The organism is Streptomyces sp. ISL-36 (assembly GCF_018614205.1).
Lineage (GTDB): Bacteria > Actinomycetota > Actinomycetes > Streptomycetales > Streptomycetaceae > Streptomyces.
In genome coordinates this window covers 1-14,184 of record NZ_JAGGOS010000113.1, presented here as the reverse complement: position 1 = coordinate 14,184, position 14,184 = coordinate 1, and the positions used below count along the sequence as shown (strand labels likewise).

The following is a 14,184-nucleotide window of genomic DNA, read 5'->3' as shown; positions in this document are numbered from 1 at the left end:
TGGAACGCGGGGTTCGACGCCGGGCTGGAACGCGGGGCTCCGACGGGGGCCTGAAAGCGGGCTGAAACAGGGGGCGGGCTCAATGGGCTGGTGGCAGATCACCGCGGACTCGCTCGCGGGCAGCCGTTTCGTGATCTCGCCGCTGGCCGAGACCGTCGCGGCGCTCAAGACACTGCACCGCGCGAGCGCCGCCCACCCGGGCGAGCGCGTCTGGCTGGAGACCCATCTGCCCGCGTATCTGGCCCGGTCGGCGTGCGAACCGGTCGACGCCTCGCTCGTACGGGCCGCGCTGGGGCCCACCTGGAACGCGGACTTCGTCACCCCCACCCCGCTCGGCGACGGGGAGCAGAGCTTCGAGGAGGAGCTGGCAGCCGTACGGGACGCGGATCCGGCCGGCGCCGTCGCGGACCTCGCGGTCTCCCTGGGCGGCCCCGTGCCCGAGCCGCTGCGCTCGGCGCCTGATCTGCCGGAGCGGATGGCCGGCGTGCTGGAGTGGGTGTGGCGGGAGACGGTCCTGCCCACCTGGCCGCGGCGCCGAGGGGTCGTCGAGGCCGATGTGGTCGCGCGCACGGCCCGGTTGAGCCGGGGCGGCTGGACGGCGGCGCTCGACGAGTTGCGTCCCGGCACGATGCGCTGGCTCGGCGACGGGCGGCTCCAGGTCAACACACGGAACTAGCCGCCTCGTTCGGTCGCCGGAGGACGGTTGCTGTTCGTGCCGGTGACACCGAGTCAGGGATGGGTGTCGTGGCAGGGAACGGAGCGGTACGCGATCGTGTACCCCTGCACGGGGGCCCTTGCCGACGGTGAGGGACCGGCCGTGCCGAAGGCGCTGGGCGCCCTCCTCGGGAGCGCCCGGGCCGGGGTGCTCGTACGGCTCGAATCACCCAAGTCGACCAGTCAGTTGGTGGCGCTGACCGGGCAGGGGCTCGGCTCGGTGGGGCGGCATCTGAAGGTGCTGCTCGACGCCCGGCTCGTACGGCGGAGGCGGGCGGGCAGGTCGGTGCTGTACGACTGGACGGAGGCGGGGGCCTGTCTGGTGCGGGCGCAGAGCGGCCCCCGCTCCGGTGCTCTCGGAGCGGGGGCCGATCCTCAGCCGGTGAGCGTCAGACCTTCAGGGCCTTGATCGCGGTCGGCGCGTGGCCGGGCTCGGTCGCGAGCTCCTCGAACTCGGTGACGTCGCTCATGTCGACCGTCTTGCTCATCGCGATGTTGGTGATGCGCTCCAGGATGGCCTCGACGACGACCGGGACCTGGAACTCGACGGCCAGCTTCTTGGCCTCCTCCAGCGCCTCGCCCAGCTTCTCCGGGTCGGTGACGCGGATCGCCTTGACGCCCAGGCCCTCGGCGACCTTGACGTGGTCGACGCCGTAGACGCCGATCTCCGGGGTGTTGATGTTCTCGAACTCGAGGTTCACCTCGAAGTTGATGCCCAGGTTGCCCTGCGCCTGGCGGATCAGACCCAGGTAGGCGTTGTTCACGAGGACGTGGACGTAGGGGACCTTGTGCTGGGCGGCGACCGCCAGCTCCTCGATCATGAACTGGAAGTCGTAGTCGCCGGAGAGCGCGACGACCGGGGTCTCCGGGTCGGCGGTGGCGACGCCGATCGCGGCCGGGATGGTCCAGCCGAGCGGGCCGGCCTGGCCGCAGTTGATCCAGTGGCGCGGCTTGTAGACGTGCAGGAACTGCGCGGCGGCGATCTGGGAGAGGCCGATGGTGGTGACGTACCGGGTCTCCGGGCCGAACGCCTTGTTCATCTCCTCGTAGACGCGCTGCGGCTTGATCGGGATGTTCTCGAAGTGCGTACGGCGCTGGAGGGTGGCCTTGCGCTCCTGTGCGGAGGCGGCCCAGGCGGAGAAGTCGGGCAGCTTGCCGGCGGCCTTCAGCTCCTTCGCGATCTCGACGAAGAGCTCCAGCGCGGCCTTGGCGTCGGAGGCGATGCCGTAGTCCGGGGCGAAGATCTTGCCGATCTGGGTCGGCTCGATGTCGACGTGGACGAACTTCCGGCCCTTGGTGTAGGCCTCCATGTTGTAACCGGTGTGGCGGTTGGCCCAGCGGTTGCCGATGCCGAGGACGAAGTCCGACTCGAGGAACGTCGCGTTGCCGTAGCGGTGCGCGGTCTGGACGCCGACCATGCCGGCGGCCAGCTCGTGGTCGTCCGGGATGGTGCCCCAGCCCATCAGGGTGGAGATGACCGGGATGTTGGTCAGCTCGGCGAACTCGACCAGCAGGTCGGAGGCGTCGGCGTTGATGATGCCGCCACCGGCGACGATCAGCGGACGCTCGGACTCCAGCAGGAAGTTCAGGGCCTTCTCGGCCTGGGCGCGGGTGGCCCGCGGCGCGTAGACCGGCAGCGGCTCGTAGGTCTCCGGGTCGAACTCGATCTCGGTCAGCTGGACGTCGATCGGCAGGTCGATGAGGACCGGGCCGGGACGGCCGGAGCGCATCAGGTGGAAGGCCTGCTGGAAGACGCCCGGAACCTGGGCGGCCTCCAGGACCGTCGTCGCGGCCTTGGTGACGGGCTTGGCGATCGAGGCGATGTCGACGGCCTGGAAGTCCTCCTTGTGGAGCTTCGAGACCGGGGCCTGGCCGGTGATGCACAGGATCGGGATCGAGTCCGCGATCGCGGAGTACAGGCCGGTGATCATGTCGGTGCCGGCGGGGCCGGAGGTGCCGATGCAGACACCGATGTTGCCGGCCTTGGCGCGGGTGTAGCCCTCGGCCATGTGGGACGCGCCCTCGACGTGGCGGGCGAGGGTGTGGTTGACACCGCCGACGTTCTTGAGCTCGCGGTAGAAGGGGTTGATCGCCGCGCCGGGCACGCCGAACGCGTTGGTGACGCCTTCGCGCTTGAGGATCTCAACGGCCGCTGCGGCGGCGGTCATACGAGGCATGGGAGGGCTCCTGCTTCGGCCAGGCGGAACCGGGCGCGCCACCGTCTCGCGAGGCCCGTTTCCGTATTGCGGAAGTAATGTTCTGCTATACGGAAGCAATGTAGGTCGGAGGGTCGAGAGCCGTCAAGGGAGGGCATCGGTCGTTGGCCGAAGTTCCTCCCTTCCCGTGGCGGATTGGTGGACGATGGGGGCGGGACGACAGGGGGGTTCGGCATGGGAATCGGTATGGGTGAGCCGGTACCGGTGCGCTGCCCGGAATGCCTCCGCACACAGCGGTACGCGGCGCCGGCCTTCCCCTGCGCATGCGGCACCCCGGTCGTGCCGCCGGTGGTCCCGGGTGCGACGGGCGAGCCGGTCACGCACCGCAACTGGACGGACGAGTGGGTCGTGGTGCGCTGCGTGTCCTGCGGCCGCGAGGACGAATGGCCCCACCCGGAGCTGGGCTGCACCTGCGGCGCGGTCCTGCGCATCCCGGTCCGGGGCCCCGGCTCGGACCCGGGCTCCGCGGCGCCTTCCGCCCACGACGGCGGTACGGGGGCGATAGCAGGGGCACGTACGGGGGACGCGGCCATCGGGATACCGGCCACCGAGACGATCCCCGGGCCATGGAGCGCCCCGGACGGGACACCGGGCGCGGAGGCGCCATCGGAACCGGGATCAGCACCGGGATCAGGATCGGCATCAGCACCGCCATCGGCGCCGGGCGGCGCCGCCGGTGCGGTTTCATCCCTGGGCACGTGGGACGGCCCGGGCGCCGGTACGGGCTCGGGTTCCGCCACCGGTACGGGTACGGGTACGGGTACTGGTTCCGCTACAGGCTCGGGCACGGGTCCGGGTCCCGTCCCCGGCGCCGGTGGGCAGGACGGGCCCTGGACGGGCGAGCCGGAGGCCCGTAACGCGCCGGGCCGGGCCGACGCGGACGACGACCCTGCGCCCGGCCCCTGGGCGGGCACGGCCGGGGCCCTGTGGGGCGGCCATGGCGACGGACACCGGCCCTTCGCCGAGCGGTACCCCTCGCACATCCCGCTGCCACCGACCGCCCCGCACCCCGTACCGCCGAGGCCGTCGTACCGGCCCGTGACCATACGTACCGCCCGGGACGCGGTCGCCGCGGCCGCCGGGTATCTGCGCTGGCTGGGGTTCCGGGACGTCGTCCAGCCCGAGGAGCGGTCCGCCCCCGGCGTCGACCTGCGGGCGCCCGGACTCGTCGCCCAGGTCGACCCGACCACCCGCCCCGCCACCCTGCGGGCCGTGGAATGCCTCTGGCTCCACGGGCTCAGCGCCTCGTCCGTGAGCGTCTTCTTCTCCCTCGCCGGCTACACCGCCGAGGCCCGCTCCCGCGCCGACGAGCTCGGGATCCCCCTCTTCGTCCTGGACCTCACGGGCACGCCCCAGCCCCTCAACGCCCCCGCGGACCACCTGATCGCCGCCGGCGCCTAGAGGGGCCTCCCGGACGGTGCCGGGCTCGCGACGGCTCGCGGTCACCCGCTGAGCAGAATTCGGCCATTCACGCGTGACGATCATGCTTCCCCGGGCACAACACCTTCGGGGGGTGGGCGTCATGCCGACAGAGATGTGGTGGATCATCGGCGCGTCCTGCGCGCAACTGCTGTGCGCGGTAGCTCTGTTGCGTACCCGCAGCCCGGAGCAGGCCGAACTCGCCCCACAGGCGGTGGCGCTGCTCCGGGGCGGGCGGCTGGCCGCTGTCACCGTGGCGCTCGTCGCTCTGCACCAGCGCGGTGCGGTGGCCGCCGGGCGGAAGGGAACGATTCGGGCCAACGGCGGCCCCGGGAGAACCCGTGACCCCGTCCAGCTCGGAGTGCACGGTTCACTTCAACGAGCCCTGGGAATAAGGGTGCTGGCCTCGCGCCCCAAGGCGCGGCGGGCGGTCGACGAGCTGCGGGCCGAGCTCGACCGGGCCGGGCTGCTGCGCCCGCTCGGGCGCCTGCGGGCGGCACGCGTGCTGCTCCTCTGCGCGGCGGCGACGGTCCCGCTGGGCCTGCTGGTCACGGCTCCCTCCGGCACGGAACTCGCCCTCGCGGCCGGTGTCGGTGCCATGCCGAGCGCCGCCGCGCTCGTGCTGCTCCGCCTGCCGGCGACGACTCACGCCGCGCGCGGTCTCCTCGCTGGCCTGCGCGAACGCCACCCGCTGCCCGCCCACCGCCGCGAGGTGACCGACGGTGGTCTCGTCCAGCTGTACGTCGCCCTCTACGGCGACCCCGCGCTCGCGCTCTTCCTCCCGCGCTTCTCCCGTGACGGCGGACTGCTCGGCCAGGGCGGCGGAGACGACGGCTACGCCACCGGTCGCGGCTGGTACGGCAGCGGCAACTCAGGGCTGACGGACGGTGGCGGGGGCAGGACGAGTGGGGGCGGCGGGGGGACGAGCGGGGGTGATGGGGGCGGCGGCGCGGACTGAGCCCGCGCCATACTCGTCGTATGCGCATCCGAGCGGCCGCACCGGCCGACCTCCCGCTGCTCCAGGACATCGAACGGGCCGCGGGCGAGCCCTTCCGTACTCTCGGCATGACGGTCATCGCCGACGACGAACCCCTGCCGCTGGACGTCCTGGACGCCTATCGGCTGGACGGCCGCGCCTGGGTGGCCGCCGACGGGGCCGACCACCCGGTGGCGTATCTGCTGACGGACACGGTGGACGGGGCCGCCCACATCGAGCAGGTGTCGGTGCACCCGGCCGCCGCCCGCCGGGGCATCGGCCGCTCGCTCATCGAGCACCTCGCTTCGGGAGCCGCGGAGCGGGGCCTGACGGCGGTGACCCTGACGACCTTCACCGAGGTCCCGTGGAACGCCCCGTACTACACCCGCCTCGGCTTCCGCGCCCTCACCGAGGCCGACCCGGCCCTCACCGCCGGCCTGCGCGCCATCCAGCGGGCCGAGGCCGCCCACGGCCTGGCCGACTGGCCGCGCGTCTGCATGCGTCGCGAGCTGTCCCCTGCCCCGATCCCCCGCCCTCACCCCTCGGACGACTGAACGCCTTCGCTTCGTGCGCCTGTCGCCCGCTTCCCGCTCCTCAGGCCCCTCCCGCTCCTCAGGCCCCTCCCCTTGCTCCCGCACCGTCCCCGAAGCGCTGCCGCAGCTCCACCTTGCGCACCTTCCCGCTGACCGTCATGGGGAACTCGGAGAGGATCTCCACCCTCCGCGGGATCTTGTAGTGCGCCAGCCGGTCGCGGCAGAAGTCCGTGATGTCCTCCAGCGTGGGCGGGTCGGCGGGGTCGCGCGGAATCACGCAGGCCAGGATCTCCTCGCCGTAGCGCTCGTCCGGGACGCCGACGACCTGGACGTCGGCGATCTTCTCGTATCCGTAGAGGAACTCCTCGATCTCGCGCGGGTAGACGTTCTCCCCGCCACGGATGATCATGTCCTTGATACGGCCGACGATCTGGACGTAACCGTCCTCGCGCATCACGGCCAGGTCGCCGGTGTGCATCCAGCGGCCCGCGTCGACGGCCTCGGCGGTCTTCTCCGGCTCGTTCCAGTAGCCCAGCATGACGCTGTAGCCGCGGGTGCACAGTTCGCCGGCGGTCCCACGGGGCGCGGTGAGGCCCGTGGCCGGGTCGACGACCTTCACCTCGACATGCGGCATGACCCGGCCGACCGTGCCCGTGCGGCGCTCCAGGTCGTCCTCGCGCCGGGTCTGGGTGGAGACGGGCGAGGTCTCCGTCATGCCGTAACAGATGGACACCTCGGCCATGTTCATCTCGGCGACCACCCGCTTCATGACCTCCACCGGACAGGGCGAGCCGGCCATGATCCCGGTGCGCAGCGTGGAGAGGTCGTACGAGGCGAAGTCGGGGAGGTTGAGCTCCGCGATGAACATCGTCGGTACGCCGTACAGCGAGGTGCACCGCTCCTGCTGCACCGCGCGGAGGGTCGCGGCGGGATCGAAGGACGGGGCCGGGACGACCATGCAGGCGCCGTGCGAGGTGGCCGCGAGATTGCCCATGACCATGCCGAAGCAGTGGTAGAACGGGACCGGGATGCAGATGCGGTCCTGCTCCGTGTAGGCGATCATCTCGCCCACGAAGTAGCCGTTGTTGAGGATGTTGTGGTGGGAGAGGGTCGCCCCCTTGGGGAAGCCCGTCGTGCCCGAGGTGTACTGGATGTTGACCGGCTCATCGCAGGAGAGTGTGGCCGGCCGGAGGTCCCCGGCCGTGCGGGCGAGCAGCGCGTCCCAGCTCGCGTCGCCGAAGTAGACGGCCTCGCGCAACTCGGGGCAGTCCGACCGGACCTGGTCGACCATCGCGCGGTAGTCGCTGGTCTTGTGCGCCAGCGACGCGAAGAGCAGCGAGATCCCGGCCTGCCGCAGCACGTACTCCAGCTCGTGGGCGCGGTAGGCGGGGTTGATGTTCACCATGATCGCGCCGATGCGGGCGGTCGCGTACTGGACCAGCACCCACTCGGCGCAGTTGACCGCCCAGATGCCGACCCGGTCGCCCTTCTCGACCCCGCTCGCGAGCAGGGCGGACGCCAACCGGTCGACGTCCGCGCCGAATCGGGCGTAGGTCCAGCGGCGCCCGGTGGGTACGTCGACCAGCGCCTCGCGGTCGGGCCAGGTGGCGACGGCGCGGTCCAGGTTGGCGCCGATGGTGTCCCCGAGCAGCTCGGTGGTGCTCACGCCGTGGGCGTAGGACAGGCTCATGCGAGGTCCCCCTCCGTGAACTCGGTGCCCTCGCCCTTGGCCGTACGCTCGCGCAGCTCGATCCGGCGGATCTTGCCCGAGACGGTCTTCGGCAGCTCGGCGAACTCGATGCGCCGCACGCGCTTGTACGGGGCGAGCACGGCGCGCGAGTGGGCGAAGAGCACCTTCGCCGTGTCCGCGTTCGGCTCCCAGCCCTCCGCGAGCACGACGTACGCCTTCGGGACCGCGAGCCGCAGCGGGTCGGGGGCCGGGACGACCGCCGCCTCGGCCACCGCCTCGTGCTCCAGGAGCGCGCTCTCCAGCTCGAACGGCGAGATCTTGTAGTCGGAGGCCTTGAAGACGTCGTCGGCGCGCCCGATGTACGTGATGTAGCCGTCGGCGTCGCGCGCGCCGATGTCACCGGTGCGGTAGTAGCCGCCGGCCATCGCCTCGGCCGTGCGCTCGGGGTCTCCGTGGTAGCCGGTCATCAGACCCACCGGCTCGACGGAGAGGTCGAGGCAGATCTCCCCCTCCTCGACGTCGGCGCGCCCGCTCACCGGGTCGACCAGTGTGACCCGGAAGCCGGGGCTCGGTCGGCCCATCGAGCCCTCCTTGAGGCGCTGACCAGGACTGTTGGAGACCTGGACGGCGGTCTCGGTCTGGCCGAAGCCGTCCCGGATGGTGACGCCCCAGGCTCGGCGTACGGACTCGATCACCTCGGGGTTGAGCGGCTCGCCCGCGGCGACGACCTCGCGCGGCGGATGCTTCAACTGCGTGAGGTCGGCCTGGATCAGCATCCGCCAGACGGTCGGCGGCGCGCAGAAGCTGGTGACGCCGTTCCGCTCCATCTCGGCCATCAGACGGGCCGGGTCGAAGCGTGTGTAGTTGTGGATGAAGACGGTCGCCTCGGCGTTCCAGGGGGCGAAGAGGTTGGACCAGGCGTGCTTGGCCCAGCCCGGCGAGGAGATGTTCAGGTGCACGTCCCCGGGCTTGAGGCCGATCCAGTACATGGTGGCGAGATGGCCGACGGGGTACGAGGTGTGGGTGTGCTCGACCAGCTTGGGGCGGGCGGTCGTGCCGGAGGTGAAGTAGAGCATCAGCGGGTCGTCGGCGAGGGTCACACCCTCCGGGACGAAGGTCTCGGACTCGTCGTACGCGTGCGCGTAGCGGAGCCAGCCGTCACCGTCCCCGCCACCGTCGCCGTCCCCCTCGACGCCACCGGTTGGTACTCCGCCGGTTCGGATTCCGCCGACCGCGATCCGGGTGTACTCCCCCGGTACGTCGTCGAACTTGGCGGTGTCCTCGGCGCGCACGATCACATGCCGGGCCCGGCCGCGCTCGACGCGGTCCCTCAGGTCGGCGGGCCCCAGGAGCGGGGTGGCCGGGATGACGACGGCGCGCAGCTTCATGGCGGCGAGCGCGGTCTCCCACAGCTCGGCCTGGTTGCCGAGCATGACGATGACCCGGTCGCCGGCCCGTACGCCCTGCGCGCGCAGCCAGTTGGCGGCCTGGTTGGAGCGGGCGGACATCTCGGCGAAGCTCAGCTTCGTCTCGCCGCCGTCCTCCTCGACGAGGTGCAGGGCGGTCCTGTCGTTCCCGGCCGCGATGACGTCGAACCACTCCAGGGCCCAGTTGAACCGGTCGAGGCGGGGCCAGGCGAAACCGTCGTACGCCGTCTCGTAGTCCTCGCGGTGCTGCAGCAGGAAGTCGCGGGCGGCCCGGAACCTCTCCGTCGCGGTACTTGCCGTCATGTGTCCTCCTCGTTGCGGGACCGGTCACGGACATCGTGTAATCAGTGACCCAGGTCTCACTACCCCCGTTCGGGGGTGAAGGAGTGGTTCCGTGCCCGAGCGGATGGAAGCGGTGGAGATGCGTGCGGCGCTGCTGCGGCTGCGCCGGGCCACCGGGCTGCAGGTGGTCTTCGGCGGGCTGCTGCACGAAGGCCGCCCGCTGCGGATCGCGGAGCTGAACGGGGCCGTGACGCCCGCCCTGCACGGCCTCGCGATCTCGACGGGCAGCGGCCTGGGCGGGAAGTGCCTGGCCCTGTCGCGGCCCTGCGCGGTCACCGACTACCCCTCGGCGCGGCACATCACCCACGAGTACGACGGTCCGGTGTCGGCGGAGGGGCTGCGTTCGGTGATCGCCGTGCCGGTCGTCGTACGACGGAAGGTGCGGGGAGTGCTGTACGGGGCGCTGCGGGACGCCCTGCCGCTCGGCGAGCGCGTCTTCGACGCGGCGGTGGCGGCGGCGCGGGACCTGGAACAGGCCCTGGCGGTACGGGACGAGGTGCGGCGGCACCTGCCGGAGCCGCCGTCCGGCCCTTCCTGGGAGGAGGTCCGGCAGGCGCACGGCGAGCTGCGGGAGCTCGCGCCCCGGATCGCGGACCCGGAGCTGCGCGGGCGGCTGCTGGCGGTGTGCGGCCGCCTGGAGACGGCGTCCACGGCTCCGTTCGCGGCGGCGTCGGGAAGGTCACCGGGCGGGCTGCCGGGCGGCTGGGCGGGCGTGACGTTGACGCCGCGCGAGCTGGACGTACTGGCGGCGGTGGCTCCGGGGGCGACGAACGCGGCCGCGGCGGAGCGGCTCGGGCTGCGCCCGGAGACGGTGAAGGGCTATCTGCGCTCCGCGATGCGGAAGCTGGGCGCGCACACCCGCCTGGAGGCGGTGGTGGCGGCCCGCAGGGCGGGCCTGCTGCCGTAGCGGGCGGGCGCGGGCCGGTTCGGGGTCGGCTCCGGGGCTCCCTACCCCTCCACGGTGCCGAAGCGCACCTCGTACGGGATCCCCTGCGGGGCCATCGCCCCCAGCATCCGCTCGGCCTCCTGCGTCAGCTCGGTGCGCTGGGCCCTGCTCGTCGGGCCGAAGGGCTGGACGGTCATCGTCGTGCGCTCCTTGGTCTCCTCCAGGCGCCAGAGTCCGGCGAGGAGGCCGTCGAGCAGGAAGACGGAGTAGGCCTGGTTCCCCTTCCACGTGCGGTTCCTGGCGTCGGAGGGAACGACGCGGCCGCGGTCGGCGTGGGAGAGGAGCAGGTTGTCGTACTCGGGCAGGAAGCGGGGCGGTGCGGGGGTGTCCTCGTCGGGGCGGGGCGCGTCGGGCAGGTCGAAGAGTTCCGTGCCGTGCTCGTCCTGGAAGGTGAGGAGCTGGGGCCGCAGGCGCTCGAAGGCGTCCCGCAGGCGGGTGAGACCGCACCAGGTCTGCATGTCCTTGACGGAGGCGGGCCCGAAGGCGGCGAGGTAGCGGAGCACGGTGTCGTCGGGGGCCGGGGCGGGCGCGGCGGTCCGGCCGAGCCAGGTCTCGGCCGTGGTCAGGGAGACCTGGCCGCTCCTGCGCCACAGGCCGCGCGGGGTGACCTGGACCAGCGGCAGCAGGCAGCGGGCGGCGACGGAGAGGGCCTGCGGGTCGGCCTGGGGCCACTCGACGAGGAGGGCCTCGCGGATCCCCTTCGGCGTACGGGGCTGCTCCTCGACCAGTTCCCGGGCGAGGAACGCGAGCCGGTCGAGGTCGACGCCGTCGAGGCCTTTGCGGAAGAGGGTGAGTTCGCGGTCGCGGGCCGCCTGCACCAGGGGCCGCAGGGTGAGCACGTCATCGGCGGTGTGGGTGTGGATGGTGGAGCGCAGGGTGACGATCCGGGCGACCCGGCGGGACTCCATGAGCGCGGAGAGCTCTTCGGGCCGGAAACCGTCGAGCCGGGCGGCGAGGGCGTAGTACGGAGGCTTGGTGTTCTGCGCCTGGAGCCCGAGGAGGTGGGAGACGGCGTCCTCGGCGGACATCGCGGCGGGCGCGAGGAGCAGTTGGCGGGCCAGCGTGGCGCGGCCCAGCGCGCGGGTGGAGAGGACCGGGTTCGTCGTCTTGGAGGCCATGTGCGGCACGCTACCGGGGCTTGCGGACAGATACGGTCCGCAAGCCGGGACAGCATCCGGCCTGTCACGGGCACTGCCCCGGCACGGCAGGGCCGTGGCGATTCACCCCGTGGCCCCCGGCAGGGTCCGGCACTGCCATGGGCACCCCCACCGGCACTGCCGGGCCGTGGCGATTCACCCCGTATATCCTGCCCGGAGACCCTGGCCCGCTCATGTACGCGGAGGTGAACCCACGATGTCGGAGCGCCGCCCCCGCGCAGCCTGGCGCAGCCGGCCGGAGCGTCCGGCCACGGCGACGCGGCCACAGTCGCAGCCGCAGCCGGTCGAGAAGGCCCTGGCCGCTCCGGCGGACAAGCGCAGCGTGGTGCAGGCCACGCTGTACCGGGACGGCCGCCGGGTCGCCTCGCCCGATTCGCTGGCCGAGACGTTCCGTCAGCTGCGCGCGCACCCGGACGGCATGGCGTGGATCGGCCTGCACCGCCCGACGAAGTCCGAGCTCCACTCCCTGGCCGACGAGTTCGACCTCCACGAACTCGCGGTGGAGGACGCGCTGGAGGCCCATCAGCGCCCGAAGCTGGAACGTTACGGCGACACCCTGTTCGTCGTCCTGCGGGCGGCCCGCTACCTCGACGCCCAGGAGGAGGTCGACTTCGGCGAGCTCCACATCTTCGCGGGCCAGGACTTCGTGATCACCGTCCGCCACGGAGCGGCGCCGGACCTCTCGGCGGTCCGCCACCGTATGGAGGAGAACCCCGACCTGCTCGCGCTCGGCCCGGAGGCGGTCCTGTACGCGATCCTCGACGCGGTGGTGGACGGTTACGCGCCGGTCGTCGCGGGCGTCCAGAACGACATCGACGAGATCGAGACCGAGGTCTTCGGCGGCGACCCGGCCGTCTCCCGCCGCATCTACGAACTCTCCCGCGAAATGGTCGAATTCCAGCGCGCCACCCGCCCCCTGGTCGCCATGCTGCACGGCCTGATGGCCGGCTTCGCCAAGTACGGCACGGACGAGGAACTCCAGCGCTACCTCCGCGACGTCGCGGACCACGTCACCCACACCAGCGAACGCGTCGACGGCTTCCGCCAGGCCCTGACGGAAATCCTCACGGTGAACGCGACCTTGGTGACGCAGCAGCAGAACGCGGAGATGCGGGCATTGGCGGAGGCCGGCTTCGAACAGAACGAGGAGATCAAGAAGATCTCCGCGTGGGCCGCAATCCTCTTTGCACCCACACTCGTCGGAACCATCTACGGCATGAACTTCGACTCCATGCCGGAGCTGCACTGGGCGGGCGGATATCCGCTTGCGATCGGCCTCATGGGGGCCGTGTGCACCAGTTTGTATGTGATTTTCAAGCGCCGGGACTGGCTTTAGCGGTCGATCGCCTCCACGCGACGGCGCACACGGACAAGAACGACCGCATCGAGGTGTCCTGCCGGCTGCCACCGGGCTCGGCCGTGGCTGACTGGGTCACCGCGGCCACCACCAGGTTCCCCCCAGACTTCAAGATCCCCGCCGTCCTCCACGGACGGATGTTCCGGTAGCGATCACTGCCGCGAGCAGGGCAGTTGCCGCGAGCAACCCGAACAACCATCGATAGCCGCCCATCGTGATTGCGATGAGGGTTGCCGCCAAGGGGGCGAGGGCCGATGCGGTCTTGGCGGGGGCACCGAGGAGTCCGGAGAGTCTGCCGTAGTGCTGTGTGCCCCAGCGTTCGGTGACGGCGGTGGCCTGAAGGAGTGTGAGGTTGCCTCGGACCATGCCCGCCACCATCGACAGTGCGATCACGAGGACGTAGGGGCCGGAGGTGAGGGCGAAGGCGGCGGTGGTCAGGCCGCCGAGCGCGATGAGGGCCACCGTGCGGGCGGTCGTACCGGTATGGCGGGCGAGCGGGGCGTAGAGCGTGCGGCCGAGAGTCTGGCCGGCGCCCCCGAGGCCGAGGGCCCAGGCGGCCTGGCTCGTGGTGTAGCCGCGTTCGACCACGAGGGGGACGAGGGTGACGACGACGGCGTACATCGCGAACGCCGAGAGCGTGAAGGCGACCGCGAGCATCAGGAACGGCCTGCTGCGTACGACCGTCCGGGGCGTTCCCTCCATGTCGTCCGGTGTCCCCGGGGCCGGGGGCCAGGGCGCCTTCAGAGCCACGGCGTGGGCGGGGATCGTGACGACGGCGAGGATGACGGCGAGCACGAGGTAGGTGGTGCGCCAGGTCAGGTGGTCGGCGAGGGTGGCCGTGAGCGGGGCGAAGACGGTGGAGGCCAGGCCGCCGGCGAGGGTGACGACGGTGAGGGCGCGGACGTGGTCGGGCGCCCACCAGCGGGTGACGGCGGCGAAGGCAGGGTGGTAGAGGGTGGCGGCCATGGCGAGCCCGGCCAGAATCCAACCGGCGAAGAACACCGCCAGGTTGGGGGCCAGGGCCACGACCACCAGGCTCAGGGTCCCGACGGCGGAGCCCGCGGTCATGACCGTGCGGGGGCCACGATGGTCGATGATCCGCCCGACCCGGATTCCGGCGAGACCGGAGATGACCAGGGCGATCGAGAAGGCTGCCATCGTGACGCCTGTGGACCAGCCGGTGTCGGCGGTGATCTGTGGGTTCAGGACGGGGAAGGCGTAGTAGACGATTCCCCAGCTGGTGATCTGGGTTGCGCAGAGCGCGGGCAGCACGGCGCGGGGCCGCCGCTGCCGAGCTGGATGAGCGCGGGGCTGGGGGCGCAGCAGCCGCCGCCGTCGGCCGACTGCTCGGTGTCGGGCTGGTCGAAGAGGCCGGCGCCGCCGCAGACCCCGGTCTCGGGGCGGACG

At 72.0% G+C, this 14,184-nt stretch carries 10 protein-coding genes and 2 pseudogenes; 6 read left to right on the top strand and 6 right to left on the bottom strand.

Annotated features, from left to right (window positions below; translation table 11 throughout):
- Positions 1 to 82 precede the first annotated feature (82 nt).
- A pseudogene (locus J7E93_RS27020) lies at positions 83 to 1,123 on the top strand (transcriptional regulator).
- Here J7E93_RS27020 and gcl read toward each other — a convergent pair.
- Positions 1,104 to 2,882, bottom strand: coding sequence for a glyoxylate carboligase (gene gcl, locus J7E93_RS27015; protein ID WP_215072626.1), 1,779 nt, complete (start codon positions 2,880 to 2,882; stop codon positions 1,104 to 1,106). The pseudogene J7E93_RS27020 and the gene gcl sit on opposite strands and share 20 nt — an antisense overlap.
- Before the next feature lie 222 nt (positions 2,883 to 3,104).
- On the opposite strand from gcl, the gene J7E93_RS38430 reads away from it, so the two are divergent.
- The 3 genes from J7E93_RS38430 (at position 3,105) to J7E93_RS27000 (ending at position 5,879) form a co-directional block, all read left to right on the top strand.
- Positions 3,105 to 4,331 (top strand): hypothetical protein, encoded by a 1,227-nt coding sequence (locus J7E93_RS38430; protein ID WP_374105439.1) that lies wholly within the window; start codon positions 3,105 to 3,107, stop codon positions 4,329 to 4,331.
- A gap of 121 nt (positions 4,332 to 4,452) precedes the next feature.
- Positions 4,453 to 5,307, top strand: a complete 855-nt coding sequence (locus tag J7E93_RS27005) for a TIGR04222 domain-containing membrane protein (RefSeq protein WP_251067159.1) — start codon at positions 4,453 to 4,455, stop codon at positions 5,305 to 5,307.
- Between the two features lie 20 nt (positions 5,308 to 5,327).
- Positions 5,328 to 5,879, top strand: coding sequence for a GNAT family N-acetyltransferase (locus J7E93_RS27000; RefSeq protein WP_215072565.1), 552 nt, complete (start codon positions 5,328 to 5,330; stop codon positions 5,877 to 5,879).
- A gap of 58 nt (positions 5,880 to 5,937) precedes the next feature.
- Here the strand turns inward: J7E93_RS27000 and J7E93_RS26995 are convergent, their stop codons facing one another.
- Together J7E93_RS26995 and J7E93_RS26990 are read right to left on the bottom strand one after the other, a co-directional pair.
- Entirely contained in the window at positions 5,938 to 7,548 is a 1,611-nt protein-coding gene (locus J7E93_RS26995; RefSeq protein WP_215072564.1) for an AMP-binding protein, read from the bottom strand.
- On the bottom strand, positions 7,545 to 9,278 hold the full coding sequence (locus tag J7E93_RS26990; protein WP_215072563.1) for an AMP-binding protein: 1,734 nt from the start codon (positions 9,276 to 9,278) through the stop codon (positions 7,545 to 7,547). The genes J7E93_RS26995 and J7E93_RS26990 overlap by 4 nt, the downstream gene beginning before the upstream one ends.
- A 91-nt stretch (positions 9,279 to 9,369) precedes the next feature.
- Between J7E93_RS26990 and J7E93_RS26985 the strand changes: the two genes are divergently transcribed.
- Positions 9,370 to 10,224, top strand: a complete 855-nt coding sequence (locus J7E93_RS26985) for a helix-turn-helix transcriptional regulator (protein WP_215072562.1) — start codon at positions 9,370 to 9,372, stop codon at positions 10,222 to 10,224.
- 41 nt (positions 10,225 to 10,265) lie between these two features.
- On the opposite strand, the gene J7E93_RS26980 is transcribed toward J7E93_RS26985, so the two are convergent.
- Positions 10,266 to 11,381 (bottom strand): winged helix DNA-binding domain-containing protein, encoded by a 1,116-nt coding sequence (locus tag J7E93_RS26980; RefSeq protein WP_215072561.1) that lies wholly within the window; start codon positions 11,379 to 11,381, stop codon positions 10,266 to 10,268.
- 235 nt (positions 11,382 to 11,616) lie between these two features.
- On the opposite strand from J7E93_RS26980, the gene J7E93_RS26975 reads away from it, so the two are divergent.
- Positions 11,617 to 12,756 carry a magnesium and cobalt transport protein CorA gene (locus J7E93_RS26975; RefSeq protein WP_215072560.1) on the top strand — a complete coding sequence of 380 codons (1,140 nt, stop codon included), beginning with the start codon at positions 11,617 to 11,619 and terminating at the stop codon, positions 12,754 to 12,756.
- A gap of 129 nt (positions 12,757 to 12,885) precedes the next feature.
- Here the strand turns inward: J7E93_RS26975 and J7E93_RS26970 are convergent, their stop codons facing one another.
- Both J7E93_RS26970 and J7E93_RS37430 read right to left on the bottom strand, forming a co-directional pair.
- Positions 12,886 to 14,049, bottom strand: a complete 1,164-nt coding sequence (locus J7E93_RS26970; protein WP_308368798.1) for an MFS transporter — start codon at positions 14,047 to 14,049, stop codon at positions 12,886 to 12,888.
- Positions 13,980 to 14,184 (bottom strand): annotated as a pseudogene (locus tag J7E93_RS37430) (hypothetical protein); the annotation flags it as partial. The gene J7E93_RS26970 and the pseudogene J7E93_RS37430, both read right to left, overlap by 70 nt.